Annotated in this window: 23 protein-coding genes and 1 other RNA gene; 13 read left to right on the top strand and 11 right to left on the bottom strand. The window is 67.4% G+C overall.

Annotated features, from left to right (window positions below; translation table 11 throughout):
• Positions 1-60: 60 nt before the first annotated feature.
• Together DIE13_RS18725 and DIE13_RS18730 are read right to left on the bottom strand one after the other, a co-directional pair.
• Positions 61-492 carry a YidB family protein gene (locus tag DIE13_RS18725; RefSeq protein WP_124828533.1) on the bottom strand — a complete coding sequence of 144 codons (432 nt, stop codon included), beginning with the start codon at positions 490-492 and terminating at the stop codon, positions 61-63.
• A gap of 88 nt (positions 493-580) precedes the next feature.
• On the bottom strand, positions 581-1,156 hold the full coding sequence (locus tag DIE13_RS18730) for a helix-hairpin-helix domain-containing protein (RefSeq protein WP_124828534.1): 576 nt from the start codon (positions 1,154-1,156) through the stop codon (positions 581-583).
• A gap of 309 nt (positions 1,157-1,465) precedes the next feature.
• On the opposite strand from DIE13_RS18730, the gene DIE13_RS18735 reads away from it, so the two are divergent.
• Both DIE13_RS18735 and DIE13_RS18740 read left to right on the top strand, forming a co-directional pair.
• The gene (locus DIE13_RS18735; RefSeq protein ID WP_124828535.1) at positions 1,466-1,927 is read left to right on the top strand and encodes a MerR family transcriptional regulator; all 462 of its coding nucleotides are present in this window, start codon (positions 1,466-1,468) and stop codon (positions 1,925-1,927) included.
• Positions 1,911-2,345 carry a carboxymuconolactone decarboxylase family protein gene (locus tag DIE13_RS18740; protein ID WP_175787213.1) on the top strand — a complete coding sequence of 145 codons (435 nt, stop codon included), beginning with the start codon at positions 1,911-1,913 and terminating at the stop codon, positions 2,343-2,345. The genes DIE13_RS18735 and DIE13_RS18740 overlap by 17 nt, the downstream gene beginning before the upstream one ends.
• Positions 2,346-2,365: 20 nt before the next feature.
• Here DIE13_RS18740 and DIE13_RS18745 read toward each other — a convergent pair whose 3' ends face one another.
• Positions 2,366-4,297, bottom strand: coding sequence for a sigma-54-dependent Fis family transcriptional regulator (locus DIE13_RS18745; RefSeq protein WP_124828536.1), 1,932 nt, complete (start codon positions 4,295-4,297; stop codon positions 2,366-2,368).
• A 535-nt stretch (positions 4,298-4,832) separates the two neighbouring features.
• Between DIE13_RS18745 and DIE13_RS18750 the strand changes: the two genes are divergently transcribed.
• The 6 genes from DIE13_RS18750 (at position 4,833) to lipA (ending at position 10,938) form a co-directional block, all read left to right on the top strand.
• Positions 4,833-5,891: an ATP-NAD kinase family protein gene (locus DIE13_RS18750; RefSeq protein WP_124828537.1), complete on the top strand. Its 1,059-nt coding sequence runs from the start codon at positions 4,833-4,835 to the stop codon at positions 5,889-5,891.
• Between the two features lie 62 nt (positions 5,892-5,953).
• Positions 5,954-6,730, top strand: coding sequence for an SDR family NAD(P)-dependent oxidoreductase (locus DIE13_RS18755; RefSeq protein ID WP_124828538.1), 777 nt, complete (start codon positions 5,954-5,956; stop codon positions 6,728-6,730).
• Positions 6,731-6,807: 77 nt separating this feature from the next.
• Positions 6,808-7,791: a thiamine pyrophosphate-dependent dehydrogenase E1 component subunit alpha gene (locus tag DIE13_RS18760; protein ID WP_098556211.1), complete on the top strand. Its 984-nt coding sequence runs from the start codon at positions 6,808-6,810 to the stop codon at positions 7,789-7,791.
• 54 nt (positions 7,792-7,845) lie between these two features.
• Entirely contained in the window at positions 7,846-8,850 is a 1,005-nt protein-coding gene (locus tag DIE13_RS18765) for an alpha-ketoacid dehydrogenase subunit beta (protein ID WP_124828539.1), read from the top strand.
• Positions 8,851-8,854: 4 nt separating this feature from the next.
• A complete protein-coding gene (locus tag DIE13_RS18770) occupies positions 8,855-9,970 on the top strand; it encodes an acetoin dehydrogenase dihydrolipoyllysine-residue acetyltransferase subunit (protein ID WP_124828540.1) in 1,116 nt (371 codons plus the stop codon).
• A gap of 2 nt (positions 9,971-9,972) precedes the next feature.
• Positions 9,973-10,938 carry a lipoyl synthase gene (gene lipA, locus DIE13_RS18775; protein WP_124828541.1) on the top strand — a complete coding sequence of 322 codons (966 nt, stop codon included), beginning with the start codon at positions 9,973-9,975 and terminating at the stop codon, positions 10,936-10,938.
• Between the two features lie 15 nt (positions 10,939-10,953).
• Here lipA and DIE13_RS18780 read toward each other — a convergent pair whose 3' ends face one another.
• From DIE13_RS18780 to trxA, 8 genes are all read right to left on the bottom strand, one after another.
• Complete coding sequence (locus tag DIE13_RS18780; protein ID WP_124828542.1) at positions 10,954-12,309, bottom strand: MATE family efflux transporter; 1,356 nt, start codon at positions 12,307-12,309, stop codon at positions 10,954-10,956.
• 2 nt (positions 12,310-12,311) lie between these two features.
• Positions 12,312-14,144: an ArnT family glycosyltransferase gene (locus tag DIE13_RS18785; protein ID WP_124828543.1), complete on the bottom strand. Its 1,833-nt coding sequence runs from the start codon at positions 14,142-14,144 to the stop codon at positions 12,312-12,314.
• Positions 14,145-14,286: 142 nt separating this feature from the next.
• The gene (locus DIE13_RS18795; RefSeq protein ID WP_124828545.1) at positions 14,287-14,553 is read right to left on the bottom strand and encodes a type B 50S ribosomal protein L31; all 267 of its coding nucleotides are present in this window, start codon (positions 14,551-14,553) and stop codon (positions 14,287-14,289) included.
• Positions 14,554-14,710: 157 nt separating this feature from the next.
• Positions 14,711-15,544 (bottom strand): zinc-dependent peptidase, encoded by an 834-nt coding sequence (locus DIE13_RS18800; protein WP_124828546.1) that lies wholly within the window; start codon positions 15,542-15,544, stop codon positions 14,711-14,713.
• Between the two features lie 38 nt (positions 15,545-15,582).
• Positions 15,583-17,139, bottom strand: coding sequence for an MFS transporter (locus DIE13_RS18805; RefSeq protein ID WP_124828547.1), 1,557 nt, complete (start codon positions 17,137-17,139; stop codon positions 15,583-15,585).
• Positions 17,136-17,636, bottom strand: coding sequence for a MerR family transcriptional regulator (locus tag DIE13_RS18810; RefSeq protein WP_124828548.1), 501 nt, complete (start codon positions 17,634-17,636; stop codon positions 17,136-17,138). The genes DIE13_RS18805 and DIE13_RS18810 overlap by 4 nt, the downstream gene beginning before the upstream one ends.
• Positions 17,637-17,763: 127 nt before the next feature.
• Positions 17,764-19,026 carry a transcription termination factor Rho gene (rho, locus tag DIE13_RS18815; protein WP_006478662.1) on the bottom strand — a complete coding sequence of 421 codons (1,263 nt, stop codon included), beginning with the start codon at positions 19,024-19,026 and terminating at the stop codon, positions 17,764-17,766.
• Positions 19,027-19,221: 195 nt separating this feature from the next.
• The gene (gene trxA, locus DIE13_RS18820; protein ID WP_006402348.1) at positions 19,222-19,548 is read right to left on the bottom strand and encodes a thioredoxin TrxA; all 327 of its coding nucleotides are present in this window, start codon (positions 19,546-19,548) and stop codon (positions 19,222-19,224) included.
• 416 nt (positions 19,549-19,964) lie between these two features.
• On the opposite strand from trxA, the gene ffs reads away from it, so the two are divergent.
• The 5 genes from ffs to DIE13_RS18845 all read left to right on the top strand — a co-directional run bounded on the left by ffs (position 19,965) and on the right by DIE13_RS18845 (position 24,823).
• Positions 19,965-20,063, top strand: an RNA gene (ffs, locus tag DIE13_RS18825) — signal recognition particle sRNA small type.
• A 127-nt stretch (positions 20,064-20,190) separates the two neighbouring features.
• Entirely contained in the window at positions 20,191-22,521 is a 2,331-nt protein-coding gene (gene dnaX / locus DIE13_RS18830) for a DNA polymerase III subunit gamma/tau (RefSeq protein ID WP_124828549.1), read from the top strand.
• 94 nt (positions 22,522-22,615) lie between these two features.
• Complete coding sequence (locus DIE13_RS18835) at positions 22,616-22,942, top strand: YbaB/EbfC family nucleoid-associated protein (protein ID WP_006755698.1); 327 nt, start codon at positions 22,616-22,618, stop codon at positions 22,940-22,942.
• A gap of 30 nt (positions 22,943-22,972) precedes the next feature.
• Positions 22,973-23,569 carry a recombination mediator RecR gene (recR, locus tag DIE13_RS18840; RefSeq protein WP_014896897.1) on the top strand — a complete coding sequence of 199 codons (597 nt, stop codon included), beginning with the start codon at positions 22,973-22,975 and terminating at the stop codon, positions 23,567-23,569.
• Between the two features lie 48 nt (positions 23,570-23,617).
• Entirely contained in the window at positions 23,618-24,823 is a 1,206-nt protein-coding gene (locus tag DIE13_RS18845; protein WP_124828550.1) for a CaiB/BaiF CoA-transferase family protein, read from the top strand.
• Positions 24,824-25,023: the final 200 nt, after the last annotated feature.

Consider the following 25,023-nt stretch of genomic DNA (forward strand, 5'->3'; position numbering starts at 1 on the left):
GCGGGGTGTTTGCATATGGAGCGGCCGAAACGGATGAAGCGGCTGCCGGATGCCGTGCGCTCAGGCCTGCTTGTTGCCGCCGAACATGCCGGAGAGCTGCGATAGTGCGCCGAGCACGTTCGACGTGTCGACCTGGCCGTCGGCCGGCACTTCACCGTTCGGCGTCGCGTGGTTCACGACGTGCGGCAGCACCTGCGCGAGGATCGACGATGCCTGCGACGGATCGATGCCCACCTTGCTCGCGAGCGCGCCGACGGCGTCCGAGCCGAGCACGTTCTGCAGCGTGTCCGCCGAGATCGGCTGGTTTTCGCCGTTGCCGACCCACGAGCCGATCACGTCGCCGGCGCCGCCGGCCTTGAACTTCTCGATCAGCCCGTTCAGGCCGCCCGGCTGGTTGTTGATGAATTCGAGCGCGGTCGTGATGAGCGCGCTTTGCGAGTTGCCGCCGGCCTGGCCGCCGATCAGACCACCAACGATGTCGAGGAGACCCATGGTTCTTTACCTTCACTGAAAAGGGCGCCGTAACGACGGCGCCCGTTGAACGAATGCCGCGCGCACGCCGTCGCGCGCGCGGCGCGCATCAGGCACCCGACGCCGCGGCGGCGGAGGCTGCCTTGTCCTTCTTGCTCTTCTTCTTCGAACCCTTCGTCGCCTTCGTGGACGACGCTGCGGCCGGCGCGCTCGCGCCCGCGTCGGCGGATGCCGCCGCGGCTGCGGCCGCCTTTTCCTTCTTCGATGCACGCTTGCTCTTGGCCGGCTTGCCCGCCGCTTCCGGCGTGCTTGCGGCCGGCGCTGCCGTGCCGGCCGTCGCGGTGCCTGCCGGCGTGGTGGTGGTGGCCGACGTCGTCGCGGCCGGCTTCGACAGCTTCACGCCCTTGGGCGGCGTCGACGAGCCGCCGATCGTCAGGCCGTTTTCCTCGAGATGCCCGACCGACTTCGTGCCGAGGCCCTTCACGCGATTCGCGAGATCGTCCGCATCCTTGAACGGGCCGTTCTTGGTGCGTTCGTCGATGATGGCCTTCGACTTCACGGGCCCGAGACCCTTCACCGATTCGAGCGCGGCCTGGTCGGCCGTGTTGACTTCGACGGCCGCGGCAAGACCGGCGGCGAGCGACAGCGACAGCGCGACGAACAGCATCAGCAGCTTTTTCAGCATGGCAAAGGCTCCCAGGTTCCGACGGATGAATGGCCGTTGTAACGGACGGCGGGGCGACGCCGGTCCGAGCGTCGCCGTTAAGCATAGGACAAATGCGTGCCCTTTTTAAGACAAGCTGTCCGAATCTTGCTGAAGGCTTGCGTCGCTGTAAAGACGGAACGCGCTGCCGGGCCGCGATTTTGACCATGTTTTACGGTGTCCGCCGATGTCTGACGGTGGGTGTCGGAAGCGACGGCCGCAAATTGACGCGCTGGCCGTTCGGCAACGCTTGACTTAGAGTGAACTCTAACTCCTAACCTTGAGCGTGCCATGTCGATCACCGTATCCACTCCTTCCCCTGCCGGCCCGCTGACGATCGGGCAAGTCGCCGCATTGACGGGCGTGTCGACGCACACGTTGCGGTACTACGAGCAGGCCGGGCTGCTGCGCGCGATTTCGCGCACGGCGGCCGGGCACCGGCTTTATGCGCCGGCCGATCTCGACTGGCTCGCCTTCGTGATGCGGCTGAAAGCGACCGGCATGCCGATCGTGCAGATGCAGCAGTTCGCGGCATTGCGTGCGCAAGGCGAGTCGACGTTCGGGGCGCGCCGACGGTTGCTGGCCGCGCATCGCGATGTGGTGCGCGCGCATATCGAGGAACTGCAGGCGAGCCTCGACGCGATCGGCGACAAGATCGCGTACTACGAGACGCAGGAGCGCGAGACGGAACGACGGGCGAACACATCCCATTCACTATCGGAGCAGGACGGACATCATGGAACGACTCGTTGACGATCGCTATGCGCGCGGCTGGAACAAACTGAAGGAAATCGACGGTGAAGTGGGCGAACGCGTGATCGCGGCACTCGCGCCGATCGCGCCAGATTTCGGGCGTCTGCTCGTCGAATTCGGTTTCGGCGACATCTATAGCCGGCCGCAGCTCGACCTCAAATCGCGCGAGATCGCGACGATCGCCGCGCTGGCCGCGCTCGGCAACGCACAGCCGCAACTCAAGGTGCACGTCGAGGCGGCGTTGAACGTCGGCTGCACACGCGACGAGATCGTCGAGGTGTTCATGCAGATGGCCGTCTACGCGGGATTTCCGGCCGCGCTGAATGCGCTGTTTGCCGCGCACGAGGTATTTGCCCGGCGCGATGAAGCGCTCGCCACGGACAACGGCACGACGGAAGCGGTTGCGCGTGCGGCGTGATGCGCCGCGCGCCGCGTGTGTCAGATGCGGTGCGGCGCGACGATCCGGTGCTTCGCGATTCGCCGGTACAGCGTCGCACGCGAAATGCCGAGCGCCTGGGCCGCTGCATCGGGGCGCCAGCGATGCGCGGTGAGTGCCGCGACGATGCGGCCGCGCTCGTCGTCCGGCAGCGCGCCGGCCGGGCCGGCGCCGAACTGCGCGGCGAGATCGGCCGGCAGGTCGCGCCGCGTCACGCGTGCGGTGTCGCACACCGCGCACGCATAGCGCAGCACGTTGCGCAGTTGCCGCACGTTGCCGGGCCACGGGTACGCGGCGAGCTGCTCGGCGAGCGCCGGGTCGAGCGTGAGCACGTGGCCGGTCGCCTGCGCTTCTTCCGCGAACACCGTGGCGATCACGTCGCCCACGTCGGCGCGCTCGCGCAGCGGCGGCAGCTCGAAGGTCGCGCCGCTCAGCCGGTAATACAGATCCTCGCGGAACGAGCCGCCGGCCACCATCTGTGCGAGATCGCGGTGCGTCGCGCAGATCACGTCCAGATCGACGCGCACGGGCGTGTCGCTGCCGAGCGGCACGACTTCGCCGTCGGCGAGCACGCGCAACAGGCGCGTCTGCAGCGCGAGCGGCATGTCGCCGATTTCGTCGAGAAACAGCGTGCCGCCGTCGGCGAGCACGATCTTGCCGCGTGCGCCGTGCTTGCGCGCGCCGGTAAACGCGCCGGCCGCATAGCCGAACAGCTCGCTTTCGATCAGCGCGTCGGGCAGCGCGCCGCAGTTGACCGCGACGAACGGCCGTGCGCGTCGCGCACCTGCGTCGTGGATCGCGCGGGCGAACACTTCCTTGCCCGCGCCGGTTTCGCCGAGTACGAGAATCGGCAGCCGCTTGCTCGCGACGCGCAGCGCGAGTTCGGCCTGCTGCGCGATGCGCGCGTCGCTGCTGTGCAGGAACGGGGTGAGCGCACCGACGTTGCGCTGCGCGGTGCCGGGGCGGCGAGATGCCGGGGCGGCCCGTGCCGTGCCGGTTTCGCGTCCGGCGCGTCGTAGCGGCGCGCGCAGCCGCGCATGGAGCGGGGCGCCGGTCGCGCGCAGCCTCAGCGCGACGATCGTGTCGAGCCGTGCGGCATCGCGCAGCGGCATCTCTGTCGCGTCGAAGATCTCGTCGATGTGGCGCGGTTCGCACAGCGCCGGCAATGCGTCGCGCGCCTGGCGGTTCGCGGCGACGATATTGCCGCAGTCGTCGAACGCGATCAGCCATTCGGGCTGCGCCTCGACGTAGTGACGATTCGGATGCCCGAACAATATCCAGTGCTGCGCGGTGCTGTGTACGAAATAGCCGTCCTCGATCAGTCCGGCGCTTTGCCGCACGAGCTGGTACACGAGGCGCTGGCTGTCGCGGTTGTCCGGCGACTGGACGGCCGACGCATCGAGCACGCCGATCAGTTCGCCGCCCGGCGAGAAGATCGGGGCCGCGCTACAGGTGAGGGTGGTGAATGCCGCGCGAAAGTGATCGGTCTTGTGCACGGTGATCGGCGCGAGATCGGTCAGCACGCTCGCGACGCCGCACGTGCCTTCCTCGCTTTCCGACCAGCACGAGCCGATGTGCAGGCCCGCATGACGGAAGTCGTTGCGGCGTTCGCGGTCGATCCGGTAATCGATCGTCACGCCGTGCGCGTCGGTCAGCATCACGCAATAGTCGGCAACGCGAATCATGTCGTGCAGGCGCGTCAGACATTGCCCCGACGCGCGCAGGAACGCTTCCTCCTTGTCGCGCACCTCGCGCAGCTCGGCTGCGGTCAGCACGCGCGGGCCGATCGACGAAGCCGGGTCGAGCGCATAGCGCTCGAGCGAGCGTTGCCACGACGACACGAGGCGCGAGGAGTCGGCCGGCGCGGGCAGGCGCCCGGCGAGCGCGCCGAGCACACGGTCGGCGTGCTGGGCCTGGGGGACGGCATAGGGCATGGTCGGCTCCGGTTCCGGACGGCGGGGAATTCGCTGTTCTTGTAGCACATCCGCTTCGGCGGATCACATTGCATCGCAGCATGCGCGACGCATGAGACGTTCGTCTCACCGGCATCTCAACGGGTCTCGCGGGGCTGAGACCCAAGGGCGAGCCGTGCGCGATTGGCGCCCGGATCGCGGTGGCGCGCGCCGTGCCGCGATCCGCGCGGCTTGCCGGATAGGTCGGCGTGCGAGCCACGCTGCCGAAACATGCGCGCCGCGAGATCGACGCGGTGAGACGCACGCGCCGTTTCGCGACGCGTACGCGCGTCTTGGCGGCCCATGTCGAGCCCGTGTATCGCCGCCGAGCCAGTCCGCACGCGGGTTTCCCGGTCGTTGCACACACGGTGGCACGCTGCTTGCAGATATCACGGCAAGTCCGGCGCAGTCGCGTCGGCGACGACGATCCGCCGCTCTCGATGACGGCGGACGACACATGCAGGGCCGGCGCGCGAGCCAATGCGCGAGCGCCGGCCCACTGGATGGAGACAAGCCCGTGACGACGCCCGTGACCGTCGGCGTGATCGCGAACCCCGCATCGGGGCGCGACATTCGCCGTCTGACGACGCATGCATCCGTGTTCCCGACGGCGGAAAAGGCCAACATGGTCGTGCGCCTGCTCGCCGGCCTCGGCGCGATGGGCGTCGAGCGCGTACTGACATTGCGTGACAAGACGGGCATCGCGACGCTGCTGATGCGTGCGCTCGATACGCATCGTGCGGTCGCACCCCAGGAGCGCTGGCCCGACGTCGAATTCGTCGACCTGCCGATCTCCGATACGGTCGCCGACACGCAGGCCGGCGCTGCCTACATGCACCGGATGGAAGTCGCGCTGATCGTCGTGCTCGGGGGCGACGGCACTCATCGCGCGGTCGCCGCGCATTGCGGCGCGACGCCGCTCGTTGCGCTGTCCACCGGCACCAACAACGCGTTTCCCGAGCATCGCGAGGCGACGGTCGCAGGCGTCGCGGCCGGGCTTGCCGCGACCGGCGCCGTGCCGGCCGACGTCGCGTTCATGCGCAACAAGCGGCTCGTCGTGCGCTGCACGGCCGGTTCGAACGCGGGACGCGAGGAGATCGCGCTCGTCGACGTATGCGCGGCGCGCCAGCGCTTCACTGGCGCACGGGCGATCTCGGGCCCCGACGACATCGACACGCTTTACCTGACTTTCGCGGAACCGGACGGCATCGGGCTGTCGGCGCTCGGCGGCGCGTGGGCGCCGCTCGAGCGCAGCGCGCCGCACGGACTCGCGATGCGTTTCGCGGCCGACGGCAAGACGGCCGGCACGCTGCTCGTCGCACCGATCGCGCCGGGCCGAGTCGATCGCGTCGTGATGCGCAGTTGCGAGCGGCTCGAACCGGGCGCGTGGCAGACGATCCCGTTCGAGCACGGCACGCTCGCGTTCGACGGCGAACGCGAGATCGAGGTTGCGCGCGGCGATCGCTACGAGATCGCGCTCGACTGGCGGGGGCCACTGACGGTCGACGTCGGCCGCACGCTGCGTTACGCGTCGTCGCGGCTGTTGCTGCGCGACGCCGGCGCGTGGCGCAACTGACCCCCCAGTTTTTTCGACGACGCATCGCTTCCATTCCAGTCAATCGACAAGGAGACATCGCCATGACAGCCGTTCTCGAAGGACAGGTCGTTATCGTCACCGGCGCCGCGCGCGGCATCGGCCGCGGCATTGCGCTGACGCTTGCAGGTGCGGGTGCCGACATCCTGCTCGCGGATCTGCTCGACGACGCACTCGACGCAACCGCCCGCGAGGTGCGTGCGCTCGGCCGGCGCGCGGCGGTCGCGAAGGTCGACGTCACGCAGGCCGCGCAGGTCGACGCGATGGTCGCGCAGGCGCTCGCCGAACTCGGCCGGCTCGACATCCTCGTGAATTGCGCGGGCGTGATCAGCATTCATCCGGTCGAGGCGTTGACCGAACGCGACTGGGATTTCGTGATGGACGTGAATGCGAAGGGCACGTTTCTCGGTTGCCGCGCGGCGCTCCCGCATCTGAAGGCGCAGCGCAGCGGCCGGATCATCAACGTCGCGTCGATTGCCGGCAAGGAAGGGTTTCCGAATCTCGCCCACTACAGCGCGTCGAAATTCGCGGTGGTCGGCTTCACGAACGCGCTCGCGAAGGAGCTCGCGCGCGACGGCGTGACCGTCAACGCGATCTGTCCGGGCATCGTGCGTACCTACATGTGGGACCGGCTGTCCGACGAATGGAAGACCGACGGCGAGTCGGTCGAGGAGTCGTGGCAGCGGCACCAGCTCACGCTGATTCCGCAGGGCCGTGCGCAGACCCCCGAGGATATGGGCCGGCTCGCGCTGTTCTTCGCGACGATGGACAACGTGACCGGCCAGGCCGTGAACGTCGACGGCGGTTTCACGTTCCACTGACGGCCGCAGGCCGTGCAATCCGTCGCCGGGGCGTTGCCGCGGCGGCATTCGCAGTCAGACCTACCCAGGAGACACACATGACCGTTTCGACACAGCTCAGCAGGGACAAGCTGCTGGACGCCTACCGGCTGATGCGCACGATCCGCGAATTCGAGGAGCGCCTGCACGTCGAGTTCGCAACCGGCGAAATTCCCGGCTTCGTGCACCTGTACGCGGGCGAGGAAGCATCCGCGGTCGGCACGATGCTGCACCTCGGCCTTGAGGACTACGTCGCCACCACGCACCGCGGCCATGGCCATTGCATTGCGAAAGGCGTCGACGTGCACGGGATGATGGCCGAGATCTACGGCAAGAAGACGGGCGTCTGCCACGGCAAGGGCGGCTCGATGCACATCGCCGACCTGGCGATGGGGATGCTCGGCGCGAACGGGATCGTCGGCGCGGGCGGCCCGCTCGTGTGCGGCGCGGCGCTCGCGGCCAAGCACAAGAAGACGGGCGGCGTCGGCGTGTGCTTCTTTGGCGACGGCGCGTCGAACCAGGGCGTGATTTTCGAATCGATGAACCTCGCGTCGGTGTGGCGGCTGCCGGCGATCTTCGTGGCCGAAAACAACGGCTATGCGGAAGCGACGTCGTCAAGCTGGTCGGTCGCGACCGACAACATCGCCGATCGCGCGAACGGCTTCGGAATGCCCGGCGTGATCGTCGACGGCTTCGACTTCTTCGCGGTGCACGAAGCGCTCGGCGAAGCGGTCGCGCGCGCGCGCAACGGCGGCGGCCCGACGCTCGTCGAGGTGAAGTTCACGCGTTATTTCGGCCACTTCGAAGGCGATGCGCAGACCTATCGCGCGCCGGGCGAAGTGCAGAAACTGCGCGACGAGAAGGACTGCCTGAAGCATTTCGAGACGCGCGTCGTGCGTGCCGAAGCGCTGACGACCGACGAGCTGCGCGCGGTCGACGCGCAGGTGAAGGCGCTGATCGACGACGCGGTCGCGCAGGCGAAGGCCGCGCCGCTGCCCGACGCCGCCGATCTGCTGGCCGACGTGTACGTGTCATACCCGTGAGCGCGACCTGACCCAGCAGCCGGTACGGCGAACCGAACATTCCAGGAGACAGACATGGCAAGGAAGATCACTTATTCGCAGGCGATCAACGAGGCGCTCGCGCAGGAAATGGCGCGCGACGACAGCGTGATCGTGATGGGCGAGGACAATGCGGGCGGCGCGGGCGCGCCGGGCGAGGACGACGCGTGGGGCGGCGTGCTCGGCGTGACGAAGGGGCTGTTCCACAAGTTTCCGGGCCGCGTGCTCGATACGCCGCTGTCCGAAGGCGGCTACATCGGCGCGGCGGTTGGCGCGGCCGCGTGCGGGATGCGGCCCGTTGCGGAACTGATGTTCATCGATTTCATGGGCGTGTGCTTCGACCAGATCTTCAACCAGGCCGCGAAATTCCGCTACATGTTCGGCGGCAAGGCGGTGACGCCGGTCGTGATCCGCGCGATGTACGGCGCCGGCCTGCGCGCGGCCGCGCAGCACTCGCAGATGCTCACGTCGCTGTTTACCCACATCCCGGGGCTGAAGGTCGTGTGTCCGGCGACGCCGTACGACGCGAAGGGGCTGCTGATCCAGGCGATCCGCGACAACGATCCCGTGATTTTCCTCGAACACAAGCTGCTCTATACGCGCGAAGGCGACGTGCCCGAGGAATCCTATGCGATTCCGTTCGGCGAGGCGAACGTCGTGCGCGACGGCGACGACGCGACCATCGTCACCTACGGCCGGATGGTGCATCTCGCGACCGACGCGGCCGCGAAGCTCGCGAAGGACGGCATCCAGGTCGACGTGATCGATTTGCGCACGACCTCGCCGCTCGACGAGGACACGATCCTCGAAAGCGCGGAGCGTACCGGACGCGTGGTGGTCGTCGACGAAGCGAATCCGCGCTGCTCGATCGCGACCGACATCGCCGCGCTCGTCGCACGGCGCGCATTCCATTCGCTGAAGGCACCGATCGAGCTCGTGACCGCGCCGCATACGCCCGCGCCGTTCGCCGGCGTGCTGGAAGATCTGTACATCCCGTCCGCCGATGCGATCGCGCAGGCGGTACTGAAGACGAGGAGCTGACACGATGTCGATTCACATGATCACGATGCCCAAGTGGGGGCTGTCGATGGAGCAGGGGCAGGTCAACGGCTGGCTGAAGGCGCTCGGCGAGCGCGTGACGAAGGGCGACGAAGTGCTCGATGTCGAGACCGACAAGATCTCGTCGGGCGTCGAGTGCGCGTTCGACGGCACGCTGCGTCGACAGGTTGCGCAGGAAGGCGAGACGCTGCCGGTCGGTGCGCTGCTCGGCGTGGTCGCCGCCGCCGAGGCGAGCGATGCGGACATCGATGCGGCGATCGCCGAATTCCAGCGCGACTTCGTGCCGAGTGCGGCGTCCGACGAAGCGGCCGGCCCGCAGCCCGAGAAGGCGCAGATCGGCGGGCGCACGGTGCGTTTCCTGAAGCTGGGTGACGGCACGGGCACGCCCGCCGTGCTGATCCACGGCTTCGGCGGCGACCTGAACAACTGGCTGTTCAACCATGCGGAGCTCGCCGCGCACCGGCCCGTATGGGCGCTCGATTTGCCGGGCCACGGCGAATCGGGCAAGGCCGTCGATACGGGCAGCCTCGACGAACTGGCTGACGCGGTGCTTGCGCTGCTCGACGCGCAGCACATCGAGCGCGCGCACCTGATCGGCCACTCGATGGGCGGCGCGATCGCGATGGCGGCGGCCGAGCGTGCGCCGCAGCGCGTCGCGTCGCTGACGCTGATCGCGAGCGCCGGGCTCGGTTCCGAGATCAACCGCGGCTACATCGACGGGTTCGTCGCCGGCAACAGTCGCAACACGCTGAAGCCGCATCTCGGCGCGCTGTTCGCGGACAACGCACTCGTCACGCGGCAACTGGTCGAGGATCTCGTCAAGTACAAGCGGCTCGAGGGCGTGCAGGCCGCACTCGAGAAGATCGCGAACGCCGCGTTCGACGGTGCCGTACAGCGTCGCGTGTTTCGCGACCGCGTCGCGTCGCTCGCACCGCGCACGCTCGTGATCTGGGGCGAGCGCGATCAGGTGATTCCCGCGCAACATGCGCAGGGCTTGCCGGACGGCGTGCGTGCCGAGGTGATCGCCGGCAGCGGCCACATGGTGCAGATGGAGGCGGCTGCCGAGGTGAACCGCCTGATCGTCGCATTTCTCGGAGACTGACGATGGCCGCCGCGCTTGAACGCCCCAGCTTCACTGCGCTCGGCCAGCCGGGCGCGAGGAGCCGCGACAAGCTCGCGCGCATTCCGGTGCGCGTCGAGCCCGCGGCCGGCGCGGCGCTGCCGAAGCCGCCGTGGCTGCGGGCGCGGCCGATGATGAGCGGGGCGGTCGCCGACATGGCGGCCGTGCTGCGCGATCACCGGCTGCATTCCGTCTGCGAGGAGGCGATGTGCCCGAACATCGGCGAATGCTTCGCGCAGCGTACGGCGACCTTCATGATCATGGGCGGGCTGTGTACGCGGCGCTGTCCGTTCTGCGACGTCGCGCACGGCCGTCCCGAGCCGCTCGACCCGGACGAGCCCGCGCGGCTCGCCGATGCGGTCGCGGCGCTCGGGCTGCGCTATGTCGTGATCACGTCGGTCGACCGCGACGACCTGCGCGACGGCGGTGCCGCGCATTTCGCCGCCTGCATCGCGGCGGTGCGCGCGAGCGTGCCGGGTATCGGCGTCGAGGTGCTGACGCCCGACTTTCGCGGTCGCGTCGCCCGTGCGCTCGACGCGTTGTCGGTGGCGTGGCCGGACGTGTTCAATCACAACATCGAGACGGTGCCGTCGTTGTATCGTGCGGCGCGACCGGGCGCCGACTATCGCGGCTCGCTCGAACTGCTCGCGCAGGCGAAGGGGGCGCGGCCGACGCTCGTGACGAAATCGGGATTGATGCTCGGGCTCGGCGAGCGAGACGACGAGGTGAGGGACACGCTGCGCGAGTTGCGTGCGCATGAGGTCGACGTGCTGACGCTCGGCCAGTATCTCGCCCCGTCCGCGCACCATCTGCCGGTGCGGCGCTACGTGAGCCCGGACGCGTTCGCCGCGTGGCGCGACGAGGGGCTTGCGCTCGGTTTCAGGGAGGTGGTCGCCGGCCCGCTCGTGCGCTCGTCGTATCACGCGGCCGACGTACTGGAGGATGCGTAGGCAGCCGGCGGCGCATCAGGTGCGCGCGGGCAGGTGGGCTCGGCTCACGCGGCGCAGGTACAGCGCGAGCCCCGCGCCCGCCAGCATCAGGCTGATCGTGTTGGCGAACCAGAAGCCGCGCGCGCCAGTCAGCCACGCGGGGGCGATGCCGCCGACGTCGAAGCCGAGCACGTAGCCGCCGCCGAGCCCGACGCCCCACAGCGCGACCGCGTAGATCACGGTCGGCACGACCGCGACCTTGTACGCACGCAGCACGAATGCGGACGTGATCTGCAGCGCGTCGAAGAAGTGATAGCAGGTGACGATCGCGACGAGCGGCAGCGCGGCGGCTGCGACGGCCGGATTCGGCGTGTAGCCGCCGACGATCAGCGGACGCAGCGTGAACACGAGCACGCCGTATGCGGCTGCGATTCCGCACGCGAGCATCACGCTGTGCCGTCCGAGCAGTCGTGCTTCGTCCGGGTGGCCTGCGCCGAGCGCGCGCGCGACGAGCGTCGACGCCGCCACGCCGATCGACAGCGGCGTCATGTACAGCACCGCGCCGATGTTGCCGGCGATCTGGTGGCCGGCGAGCGTCGTCGTGCCGAACTGCGCGATGAAGAGCGCCATGCACGTGTACGACGTGACTTCGATCAGGTACGACAGGCCCATCGGCACGCCGAGCTTCAGGATCGCCTTCTGGCGCTCCCACACGGGCCAGCAAAAGCGCGAGAAGATCGACAGCGACGCGAACACGTCGAGCTTTGCGAGCAGCGTGAAGCCGATCAGCGCGAGCGCCCAGTTGATCAGCGTGCTCGCGAGTCCGCAGCCAGGGCCGCCGAGCGCCGGCACGCCGTAGCCGCCGAAGATGAACCACACGTTGAGCGGAAACTTGAGCAGCAGCGCGCCGATCTGCAGGATCATCGCGAGCCGCGGCTTGCCGGCCGCATTGGTCAGCGCGTTGTAGATCCGGAATACAAGGCTGGCCGGCAGGCCGTACGACAGGATGCGCAGGTAATCGACGGTGCGGTCGTGCAGCGCCGGCGGCGCGTGTGCGATATGCAGCAGCGGTTCGGGAAAATGCAGCAGCAGGAAGCCGGGTACCGCGAGCATCAGCGCGAGCCACAGCGCCTGGCGGACTTCCTCGCCGATTTCCGCATGGCGCCGCGCGCCATACAGTTGCCCGGTGATCGGCTGCAGCGCGGACAGGATGCCAGTCATGCCGATGTAGACGGACACGTAGATCGACGAACCGAGCCCGAGCGCGGCCAGGTCGACGGCCGAGTAGCGGCCGACCATGGCCGTGTCGATCACGCCGAACGCGATGATCGCGAGCTGGCCGACGAGCACCGGCCATGCGAGGCCGACGATCCGGCGGATGTCGGCGAACATCGTCAATCGACCACCCGGTGGCGCGCGCCGCGCCGCTTGACCGGCGTCTTCGGCCGTTCGATCCGCTCGTACAGGCGGAAGCGCTCGTCGCGGTCGGCGACGCGGCGGCCTTCCCACACGAGACGCCACACGTATTCCGACATCGCGCTCGGTTCGCCGAAGTCCGAGCGGTCCTGGCGCAGGATCACGTCGCAGTCGCCAGAAAATTCGAAGTGCATGTCGCCGAAGTACGCAAAGGTCGCGATCTGCGCGTCGCCGAGCCGCACCGGCGAGATGCACTCGTAATCGTTCGGCAGGTGCGACGCGATCTGTTGCGCGACGTCGCTGTAGGTCCGGCCGTAGTTGACGATCGGCAGCCACAGCGTCATCAGCAGCACCCACATCAGCGTGGTGCCCGCACCCGACAGCACGACGCTGCGCCACAGCACCTTCGGCTGGCGCGAGATGCGCCAGCGCACCAGCATGAACCAGCAGACGGTGACGATCACCGCGCAGACGAACGACAGGATCTTGAAATGCGGTTCGTAGCCGGGCACGAGACGCGCGAGGTTACGCGCGAGCGGATGCGGGAAGCCGGTGAGCGACGCGAGCCACACGAGCCAGACGAAGGAGCCGAGAATCGTGAAGCTGAGTACAGCGAACCAGTCGATCGCATTGATCGCGCCGCGCTTGAGGGTCGGCAGCGCGAAGGTCGCGAGTACCGCGAGCGGCGGCAGCAGCAGCATGTACATGCGGTTCGACTGCTGGCTCTGCAGGATCACGAGGGCGACGAGCGGCACCACGACCGACAGCGGAATCGCGATGTGCGCGCGGCGGCGCATGCCGGTCCAGCTCCACCACGCCCAGATCGCGAGCGGCCACGCGGGCCACGTGAAGAGCGGCAGGTTCTTCGCCGCATAACCGAGCACTTCGGTCGGCGGGCCCGAGAAGCGCATTAGGCTGCCGTGGATCCACTGGTTGAAGAACCATGCGGCATCGTCAGGCGCTGCGTTGAGCGCGGCGAGCGGCCACAGCGCGAAGATGGCGGCCGCGAGCGGCACGCCGATCATCGGCAGGCGCAGGTTGCGCATCTCTGGCGTGACGAGCCACAGCGCGGCCGTGCCGGCGAGCAGCGCGACGACGAGCACGGGGTTGCCGGACAGCGCGACGAGGCCGATCGCGACACCCCACCACAGCGCGCCCTGCATCGGTTTGTCGATGCCGCGCACGATGCCGTACACGAGCATCGCGATCCATGCGAACTGCGCGAGCTGCGGCGTCGTTTCGTGGCCGCGTTCCGCGAGTCCGAAGCAGGCGACGAGGATCAGCAGCGCGCCGTCGGCGAGCGTGCGGCCGTAGTCGCGCGGCTCGGGCTCGCCGCCGAATGCGTACTTGAATGGCTGGACTTCGGCGCGCCGGCCGAGCAGGTAGGCGGCGTACCAGACGAACGCGCACGCGATGCAGAACAGCACGCCCGTGTCGACGCGCGATGCGTTGCTCGCGTCTACCCATGGCGCCAGCGCGCGGATCGACAGCGCGCCGAGCCAGTAGCCGAGCGGGCCGTCCGTCGTAATGAACTTGCCGACGAGGTTCGGCAGCAGCCAGTCGTGCCACTGGCCGGTGGCCATCGTCCACATCACGCCGAAGCCCGCCGCGTCTTCGTTCTTCCACGGGTCGCGGCCGAACAGGCCGAACGCCGCATAGACGAGGCACAGCGTGAGCAGCAGCCAGCGCGGCAGCGCGCGCGTGGCGGAGGCGGTCAGACGAACGACAGGCTTCATGCAGATGAGCGATTTGTTATGAGCGGGCGGCCGGCGCAATCGTGCGCGCTCGCGCCGATTTCGAGCATCCGGCATTGTAGACGCGCCGGACGATGCGCGTCAGACGATTGCCCGTTGCCGGCCGCCGGCTTTCCGGCGAGCGGAGACAAAAAAGGGCAGCCTGGGCTGCCCTTTCGTGCGGTACCGGTGCGTTGCAACCACCGGATCGGTGCAAAGCTTACTTCGCTGCAGCCTTGCCGTTGGCGCGTGCGCCGAACTTGTTCTTGAACTTCTCGACACGGCCTGCCGTGTCCATGATCTTTTGCTGACCCGTGTAGAACGAGTGCGATTCCGACGACACTTCGATCTTGGCGAGCGGGTAGGTCTTGCCTTCGTGGTCGATGGTTTCACGCGTCTGGATCGTCGAGCGCGTGATGAACTTGAAGCCGTTCGACATGTCTTGGAAGACGACTTCGCGGTAGTTCGGGTGGATGCCTTCTTTCATGGTCTTTCCTTGGTGAGAGCGGTAGCCAACCCGCCGCTTGCCGTGCCGGATCGCGCAATTTGCGCGGATCAGCCGACGTCAAGCCCGGCGCGAGCCACTTGCCTAAGGTCGAAAAACGGCGATTATGCCAGAAAATCAGACGGTTGACGAATATTTTTCAACGTGCGTCGAGCGCGCCGGTGCCGGCCGGATCCTGCCGGTAATAGCGGGCAAGCAGCCGGTAGAGCTCCGGAAATTCGGACTCGAACGCGCGCGGTCGCACGAACAGCGCTTCGCTGCACACCGCGAAGAATTCCGACGGGTGATCGGCCGCATAGGGATCGATCAGCGAGTCGCGCTCGAAGCGCGCCCACGCACGGTCCGGCACTGCATCGACCCGTGCGCAGAACTGGTCGTACGCGTGTTCGAACACGTCGGCCCATGCCTGCGCATCGAGGTGCGGCGCATGCCAGCGGCGAAAGAGGGGCGGATATCCGTCGGCCGCGCCGTTGACCATGTCGATCTTGTGCGCGAACTCGTGGATCACGACGTTGTACGCGTCGCGGCCATCGGTCATCTGCGCGTCTTCCCACGACAGGATCACCGGGCCGCCTTCCCATGCTTCGCCGCTCGCGTCCTGCTCGACTTCGTGCACGACACCGTCCTCGTCCTGCACGGTCTTGCGGATCACGAACTCGCCCGGATACACGACGACGCCGACCCAGCCGTCGTACAGCGACAGGTCGAGATTCAGCACCGGCAGGCACGCCTGCGTGGCGATCGCCACGACCATCGCGTCGGTCAGCTCGAGCCCGTGCGCGGTCGAAAACGACTTCTTCGCGATGAACAGGCTGGTCAGCTCGCGCAGCCGGTCGACGTCGCCCGGCGGCAGCGCGGCGAGGAACGGCAGCCGCTCGACGGTCTGCTGCCACAGTGCATCGGGAATCGGATGGCTGCGCAGCGCGCGGTCGCGGCGGCGCTGATCGAACCAGCGGGTCAGTTTCGAAAGCATGGAGACGGCGTACGGAAATCCAAAGCCTGTTTTTTAACTCAATCGATCTCTTTTTGCCATGCCGCAAAGAGGCCGCCGATGAGCGCGACGCCGGCGAGGAAATAGAAGCCGTCCAGCGACGCGAGGAACGACGCCTGCTGCGCGACCATTCGCGCGATCGATGCGATCGCCAGGCTGTGCGCTTCGTTCAGCGCGTGGCCGGCCGCCGCATAGCTGCGTGTGAGGGCATCGACGGTTTGCTGGAACACCGGATCGAACACGTTCGCGCGCTCGACGAGCCGCGTCTGGTGCACGGCCAGGCGGTGCTGTTCGACGATGATCACCGACGACGTCGCGAACGAAATCGTCAGTTGCCGCACGATGTTCTTCAGCCGGTAACCGTGCGTGTATTCGTCTATCGCGAAGATGCGGAACGTCAGGTTCGCGACGGGCAGCACGATGAACAGCAGCAACAGCCCGCGCAGCAGCAGCGGGCCGATCAGCGCGGCCTCGCCGATCTGCGGCGTCATCCGCGTCATCCACAGGGCGGCGACGATCGCGATCGCGAACCCCGGCACGACGAACCATTTCTTGTGCGTGACGAGCTTCGCGTAGCGCAGGTAGGCGAACAGCGCGGTGGCCGAGATCAGCGACATCGAGCCGACCAGGCGGCCGGCGTTCTCGACCGGATAGCCGAGGCCGCCTTCGAGCATCCGGGAGGTCAGGTAGCTGAAAGCCGTCGACTCGTAGTAATAGAACATGTACAGCAGCAACCCGACCTGGAACGTGCGCTCGCGCAATGCATGCAGCCGCACGAGCGGCGTCGGATGGTTCCACTGGTGATACGCGAACCACGCGAGCGCACCGAGACCTGCGATCGTCAGCAGGATCAGCATCGGTGAGCCGCTGTAGAGCTGGTAGTGCACCTGCTGCAGCACGATCTGCAGCGCGCCTTGCGCGAGCGCGAACACGACGTACGGCCAGAAGTGCCCGGAGCCGCGTTCGTCGTCGGGCGTCCTGCCCGAATCGGGCAGCGTGAGCAGTGCGAGGATCGCGAACGCGATGCCGGCGGGCGCGGTCCATGCGAACAGCGCGCGCCACGTCGAATGGGCGACGAGCAGCCCGCCCACGATCGGCGCAAGCGCGCTGCCGAGCAGGATCATGATCAGGAACGCGCGCGTGGCGGGCGGCCGTTCCTGCGGCTTGAAGCTGATCTGGATCAGGATCCGGCAGGCGCCCATCATTGGCCCGATGAAATAGCCCTGAAAGCCGCGCGCGAAGGCGAGCTCGAGCGACGTGTCGGCGAGCGCGGCCGCGATCGCGCCCAGCGAGAACATCAGCATGCAGCCGGCGACGTAGCGGCGATGTCCGAGCCGGTCGACCCACCATTGCTGCTGCAGGATGCCGAGCACGGCCATGACCGCATACGCGCTCGACGACCACACGAGCTCGTCGGGCGACGCGTTGATGCCGCCGGCAATGTAGCTCGCGAAGAACGAGAAGGCCGCGTTGTCGAAATAGTCGATGCCGGTGACGAGTGCGAGCGCCCACGGGAACAGGTCCGCACGCAGGTTCGCGCGGCTCCACAGCGGCGAGCGGCCGGGCGCGATGTTCATGCCCGAGCCTTGCGCGTGCGGCGCGTGCCGGCTTCGGCCTGCCGCTGCGCGATCAGCGCATCGGGGTTTTCGCCGGCGAGACGCCGTTCGATGTAGTCGATATCGTGCTGCAGTTCCTTGCGCAGCGCGACGGCTTCCTTCAGTTCGCGCTGGACGGCCGCGATCCGCTCGTCGAGTGTGTCGATCTGTGCGGCGAGGCCGGTGCGGATCTCGCGCAGCGACGTGTCAGAGTAGCGGCGTCGGCCGTCGCCCGTTTCTTCGAGCGGACGCTTGAGCATCTCGGTGATGCCGTGCAGCGAGAAGCCGAGCGAGCGCAGCCGCAGGATGCGGGCGAAGCGTTCGAGATCGGCCTCGTCGTACAGCCGGTAGCGGCCCCCGCTGCGTGACGGCGTGACGAGCCCGCGCTCTTCGTAGTACTTCAGCGTGCGGGGCGTGACGCCGAGCCGCGACGCGGCGTCGCTCACGGTCAGCAGCGAAGGCGGGGTGTCGTTCGGCATCGGGGCGGGAATTCGGTCAGCGGGATGACGCGATTATAGATCAACCTGTACGTTCACGTTTAGGTTGGGATCGAAAAACGGCCGCCGGGCGAAACGCGCGGGCGGCCGTTCTTGCGGGCGAGGGCGATCAGCCGCCGCGGCGCATAAGGTCGAAGAACTCGGAGTTGCTCTTCGTCTGGCGGATCTTGTCGAGCAGGAATTCCATTGCCTCGACTTCGTCCATGTCGTGGATGAACTTGCGCAGCACCCAGATCTTCTGAAGGATCTCGGGCTTGATCAGCATTTCTTCGCGACGCGTGCCCGACTTGTTCAGGTTGATCGACGGATACACGCGCTTTTCCGCGAGACGGCGCTCGAGGTGCACTTCCATGTTGCCGGTGCCCTTGAACTCTTCGTAGATCACGTCGTCCATGCGGCTGCCGGTTTCGATCAGCGCGGTGCCGATGATCGTCAGCGAGCCGCCTTCCTCGATGTTGCGCGCCGCGCCGAAGAAGCGCTTCGGGCGCTGCAGTGCGTTCGCGTCGACACCGCCCGTCAGCACCTTGCCCGACGCCGGGATCACGGTGTTGTACGCACGTGCGAGGCGCGTGATCGAATCGAGCAGAATCACGACGTCGTGCTTCATTTCGACGAGGCGCTTGGCCTTCTCGATCACCATTTCGGCAACCTGGACGTGGCGGGTGGCCGGCTCGTCGAACGTCGAGGCGATCACTTCGCCGGCGACCGAGCGCTGCATTTCGGTCACTTCTTCGGGGCGCTCGTCGATCAGCAGCACGAACAGGATCACGTCCGGGTGGTTCTGCTTGATCGCGTGTGCGATGTGCTGGAGCATCACGGTCTTGCCCGACTTCGGCGACGCGACCAGCAGGCCGCGCTGGCCCTTGCCGATCGGCGCGATCATGTCGATGATGCGGCCCGTGACGTTCTCTTCGCCGCGCATTTCGCGCTCGAGCGACAGCGGCTTGTTCGGGTGCAGCGGCGTGAGGTTCTCGAACATGATCTTGTGTTTCGAGGCCTCGGGCGGCTGCCCGTTGACTTTGTCGACCTTCACCAGCGCGAAGTAGCGCTCGCCGTCCTTCGGCGTTCGGACTTCACCTTCGATCGTGTCGCCGGTGTGCAGGTTGAAGCGGCGGATTTGCGACGGGCTGATATAAATGTCGTCGGTGCTCGCGAGGTACGACATTTCCGGCGAGCGCAGGAAGCCGAAACCGTCCGGCAGCACTTCGAGCGTGCCGTCGCCGAAGATCGTCTCTCCCGTCTTGGCGCGCTTTTTGAGAATGGCGAACATCAGCTCCTGCTTGCGCAGGCGGTTCGCGTTTTCGATCTCCAGGCCATTGGCCATTTCGATCAGTTCGGACACGTGCAGAGACTTGAGCTCGGATAAATGCATACGGGGAACCCGCCAGGGAGGAGAAGCGACGAAAAGAAATAAAGGGAGGGGGGCGAGCGGAGGCGCTCTGAGACTTAATGCGTCTTGTAGACGTTTTTTGATTCTAGCATACGCCGATTCGCGCCTGAGCGGCCGATCGGCGGCTTGATGGCAGGCGTGTTGTCGGTTGACAACACGCCTGCGGAACTGCCGGTATTACAGGTGGCTGTCCAGGAATGCGGTGAGCTGCGACTTCGACAGCGCGCCGACCTTCTGCGCAGCGGCCGCGCCGTTCTTGAACAGGATCAGCGTCGGGATGCCGCGCACGCCGAACTTCGCGGGCGTTGCCTGGTTGTCGTCGACGTTGATCTTCGCGATCTGCAGCTTGTCGCCGTAATCCTTCGCGACTTCGTCGAGGATCGGGGCGATCATCTTGCACGGGCCGCACCATTCGGCCCAGAAGTCGACGAGCACGGGCTTGTCGGATTTGACGACGTCCTGTTCGAACGATGCGTCGCTGATGTGTTTGATCTGTTCGCTCATTGGGTCAATACCTCTTACGGTTCGGGGACTGCCTGCTTGGCGCGTTGCGGCGCTCCGGTCGCCTGTCGGCTGCCGGCCGCTGCGGCAGGTAGCTCCGCTCTCCGGAAGGAAGGGCGTAAGCGCTGCGTGGCGCGGCTCGCGGGTCGTTCGGGCGTCATATTAGCCTAAATTGCTATCTGCTGCGGGCGGCGATAGTAGCCGCTTCGCAAGTAGGGGTACGACGCGCCGTTCGACCGTTGCGTTTCGAAGGTGGCGGCCTGCGTGCGAAATACAAGAGCTGCTATATATTGCCACCCTACATAAAGTGCGCTGGCGCGGGTCCTGCGAGCGCGTCGCGCGCGCCGGTTTGCGCAATCCTTCGCATTGTTGCGAACAAACGGTCGCATTCGGCGGGAAGCGGTGATAAAATATGCCGTGACGGGCCTCCTCGCATGGTGGGGCGGTGAACCTGGTCAGGTCGGGAACGAAGCAGCCACAATCGTTTTCCGCCAGTGCCGAGGGTTGGGCTCGTCACCTTTCCTCTCGCCCCGTTCGCCGGGCGATTTTTATTTCTGCGTCATTCTCCGTTTCCCCCGCGCTTTGCCCGTCTTCCGCACCGTTTCGCGTGTCGGCGCGACGCAGCGTTACTGATACAATTTCCCGATGACCTATCAAGTTCTCGCACGCAAGTGGCGTCCGAAGGATTTCGCTTCGCTCGTCGGCCAGGAGCACGTCGTCAGGGCGCTCACGCACGCGCTCGACGGCGGGCGTCTCCATCACGCTTATCTGTTTACCGGAACCCGCGGCGTCGGCAAGACGACGCTGTCGCGGATCTTCGCCAAGGCGCTCAACTGTGAAACCGGCGTCACGTCGCAGCCGTGCGGCGTGTGCCGTGCGTGCCGCGAGATCGACGAGGGCCGCTTCGTCGATTATGTCGAGATGGATGCGGCGAGTAATCGCGGCGTCGACGAGATGGCCGCGCTGCTCGAGCGTGCCGTGTACGCGCCCGTCGATGCGCGCTTCAAGGTCTACATGATCGACGAAGTGCACATGCTGACGAACCACGCGTTCAACGCGATGCTGAAGACGCTCGAGGAGCCGCCGCCGCACGTCAAGTTCATCCTCGCGACGACCGATCCGCAGAAGATTCCCGTGACCGTGCTGTCGCGCTGCCTGCAGTTCAACCTGAAGCAGATGCCGGCCGGGCATATCGTGTCGCACCTCGAGCGCATCCTCGGCGAAGAGCGGATCTCGTTCGAGCAGCAGGCGCTGCGCCTGCTCGCGCGTGCCGCGCAGGGCAGCATGCGCGATGCGCTGTCGCTGACCGACCAGGCGATCGCCTATTCGGCGAACGAAGTGACCGAAGCGGCCGTGTCGGGCATGCTCGGTGCGCTCGATCAGACCTACATGGTGCGCCTGCTCGATGCGCTCGCCGCCGGCAACGGCCCTGAGATCCTCGCGATCGCCGACGAGATGTCGCTGCGCAGCCTGTCCTTCTCCACCGCACTGCAGGATCTCGCGAGCCTGCTGCACCGGATCGCATGGGCGCAGTTCGCGCCGGGTTCGGTGCTGGACGAGTGGCCCGAAGCGGCCGACCTGCGGCGCTTCGCGGAAACGCTGAGCCCCGAGCAGGTTCAGCTGTTCTACCAGATCTCGACGGTCGGACGTGCGGAACTCGGCCTTGCGCCGGACGAGTACGCCGGCTTCACGATGACGCTGCTGCGGATGCTCGCATTCGAGCCGGCCGTCGGTGCCGGCAGTGCGCCCGGCGGTCAGTCGGCCGTGCCGCGTGCCGTGCCCGCGCCGCGTACGGAGGCGGCTGCTGCGCCGGCCGCGTTGGCCAGGAAGCCGGCAGCCCCTGCGCAGGCCGTACGCCCGCAAGCCGCTCCGGCTGCGCCAGCGGCGCGTCCGTCGCCTGCGCCATCCGCCGATACGGCAAGTCCCGCTGCCGGGAAACCTGCGGCCGCGCCGGCTGCAGACAATGTACCGGTTGAGTCGGCGCCGCAGCCGGAAGCCGACGCGGCACCGCAAGCGGCGGCGACCAGTGATATGCCGGTTGTCCACAAGGAACCGGAGCCGCCTGTTGCGACCGAGCGCAACGAAGAATCCGCACCGCTGGCCGAACCGGCGCCGCGTGTTGCGCCAGCCGAACCGGCTGCGCGTTCCGCGGCGCGCGGTGGCGCCTCGGCCGCACTCGACGTGCTGCGCAATGCCGGCATGCGCGTGTCGTCCGACCGCTCGCGGGCCGGCGCTGCGCCGAAGTCGGCAGACGCTCAGCCGGCCGCCGCGAAGCCGGCTGCGTCGCGTCCCGCCGTGCAGGTGCCGACGCCGCGCGCGACGGCTCGCGCGCCGCAGGCCGCCGACACGCGTCAGGCCCCGCCGCCGTGGGAAGACATCCCGCCGGACGAATACGTGCCGCTCAGTGCGGACGAGATGTTCGGCGGCGCGGCCGACGACGGCTTCGTGCCCGTGTTCGACAGCGGTCCCGACGACGTGCGCATTGCACCGAAGCCGGCGGATGCCCGCTCGTCCGCGCCGGTCGACACGCGCCCGCTGCCTCCTGCGATCGCGCTCGATCCGGTCGGTTTCGACGGCGAATGGCCGGCGCTGGCTGCACGGCTGCCGCTCAAGGGCGTCGCGTATCAGTTGGCGTTCAACAGCGAGCTGACGGCCGTCGATGCGACGACGCTGAAACTTTCCGTGCCGGTGCCGCAGTACGCGGACGCCGCGCAGGTTACGAAACTGAAGGCTGCGCTGGCCGACGCGCTCGGCAAGCCGGTCGAGGTCGCGGTCGAGGTCGGGCCCGCACGACGCACTGCGGCGGCGCTCGACGCGGTCGCACGCGCGGCGCGCCAGCGCGAGGCCGAGCAGGACATCCACGGCGATCCGTTCGTCCAGCAACTCGTGCGCGACTTCGGCGCGCGCATCGTCGAAGGCTCGGTGCGGCCGCTCGCCGATTCGGCGCCGGACGCGACGCCGCCGACGCTGCATTGAACGAATTGCACCGCAACAGGCACAATCACGCCCGCACACATTGACCGGCACGCACCGCGTGCCGGTTTTCACACGATCAAGAAGGAGTATTCCCATGTTGAAAGGCAACCTCGCCGGACTGATGAAGCAAGCGCAGCAAATGCAGGAAAACATGAAGAAGATGCAGGAGCAGCTTGCGCAGATTGAAGTCGAAGGGCAGTCGGGTGCCGGCCTCGTCAAGGTGACGATGACCTGCCGCAACGAAGTGCGTCGCGTGGCGATCGACCCGAGCCTGCTCGCGGACGACAAGGACATGCTCGAGGATCTCGTCGCCGCTGCGTTCAACGACGCCGTGCGCAAGGCAGAAGCGACGTCGCAGGAAAAGATGAGCGGCATGACGTCGGGCCTGCCGCTGCCCCCGGGCTTCAAGCTGCCGTTCTGAGCGTAGCGTCCGTTCCGCCTTTGCCGCCGTATGAAACAGCCGTCCGCCCTGTCCGCGCTCGTCGAAGCGCTGCGCGTATTGCCCGGTGTCGGGCCGAAATCCGCACAGCGCATGGCGTACCACCTGATGCAGCACGATCGGGAGGGCGCGGAGAGGCTCGGCCGGTCGCTGCTGTTCGCCACCGAGCACCTGCAGCACTGCGAGAAGTGCAACACGTTCACGGAAGCACAGATCTGCGAGGTCTGTAGCGACGAGGAGCGTGATCCGACGCTGCTGTGCGTCGTCGAGACGCCTGCCGACCAGATCATGCTCGAGCAGACGATGACGTACCGCGGGCTCTACTTCGTGCTGATGGGCCGCCTGAGCCCGCTCGACGGCATCGGCCCGAAGGAAATCCATTTCGACCGCCTCGTGCGGCGCGCGTCCGACGGCATCGTCAAGGAAGTCGTGCTTGCGACCAACTTTACGAACGAAGGTGAAGCCACCGCGCACTACCTCGGCCAGACGCTGAAGGCGCGCGGGCTCGCGGTCACGCGTCTCGCGCGAGGCGTGCCGGTGGGCGGCGAGCTCGAATACGTCGACGCGGGCACGATCGCCCGCGCGATGCTCGACCGCCGCACGATGTAAGTCTGGCGCCGCCGGCCGGCGGCGCCGTTTCTCATGTCAGGGAGACACATGAGCACCAGCCAGGGCCCGCTCGCGGGCGTCAAAGTGCTCGAATTCGGGACGCTGATCGCGGGGCCGTTCGCGTCGCGCCTCTTTGCCGAATTCGGCGCGGAAGTGATCAAGATCGAGGATCCGAATGGCGGCGACCCGCTGCGCAAGTGGCGCAAACTGCATCCGGAGCAGGGCGGCACGTCGCTGTGGTGGTCGGTTCAGGCGCGCAACAAGAAGTCCGTCACGCTCAACCTGAAATCCGATGCCGGCAAGGCGATTGCGCGACAACTCGCGACCGAGGCCGATATCGTGATCGAGAACTTCCGCCCGGGACTGCTCGAGAAGCTCGGCCTCGGCTACGACGTGCTGTCGGCCGACAACCCTGGCCTCGTGATGGTGCGCCTGTCCGGTTACGGGCAGACGGGCCCGTACCGCGACCGGCCGGGCTTCGGCGCGATCGCCGAATCGATGGGCGGATTGCGCCACATCACCGGCTATCCGGATCTGCCGCCGCCGCGCATCGGCATTTCGATCGGCGATTCGATCGCCGCGCTGCACGGCGTGATCGGCGCGCTGATGGCGCTTCACCATCGCAAGGTCAACGGCGGCACGGGGCAGGTGGTCGACGTTGCGCTGTATGAAGCCGTTTTCAACATGATGGAAAGCGTCGTGCCCGAGTACGGCGTGTACGGGATGGTGCGCGAGCGTACCGGTGCGTCGCTGCCGGGCATCGTGCCGTCGAACACCTATGCGTGCCGCGACGGCAGCATCGTGATCGGCGGCAACAGCGACCCGATCTTCAAGCGGCTGATGAAGGCAATCGAGCGCGACGACCTCGCCGACGATCCCGCACTCGCGCGCAACGACGGGCGCGTGCCGCGCACGCAGGAAATCGACGACGCGATTGCCGCATGGCTCGCACCGCGCACGATCGACGAAGCGCTCGTCGTGCTGAATGCGGCCGACGTGCCGGCCGGGCGCATCTATAGTGCCGCCGACATGTTCACCGATCCGCAGTTCATCGCGCGGCAGATGATCCAGCGTTTCAAACTGGCTGACGGCACCGACATTCCGCTGCCGAACATCACGCCGAAACTGTCCGACACGCCGGGCGAAACGCGCTGGCTCGGGCCCGAGCTCGGCGAGCATACGGACGAGGTGCTGCGCGGCCTCGGCTACGACGCGCAGGCGATTGCCGCGCTGCGCGACGCCGGCGCGATTTGAGCGCCGAGAGCCTCGGCGGTCGGCGCCGTGTCTGCCGCGGGAGCGCTCGCTCGACGGGCCTCCCTTCGGGGTGGAAAACCCGGCGCGGCGCGGCGTTTCCCTGAGCGCGCAAAACGCCGCCGCGCAACGCGGCGGCGTGCCATGCCCAGCCATGCATGTCGACTCGTCCGCCGCCGCCGGACTGTCGCTCTCGCGCCATC

Origin of the sequence: Burkholderia sp. Bp9016, assembly GCF_003857765.1 — a bacterium.
Lineage (GTDB): Bacteria > Pseudomonadota > Gammaproteobacteria > Burkholderiales > Burkholderiaceae > Burkholderia.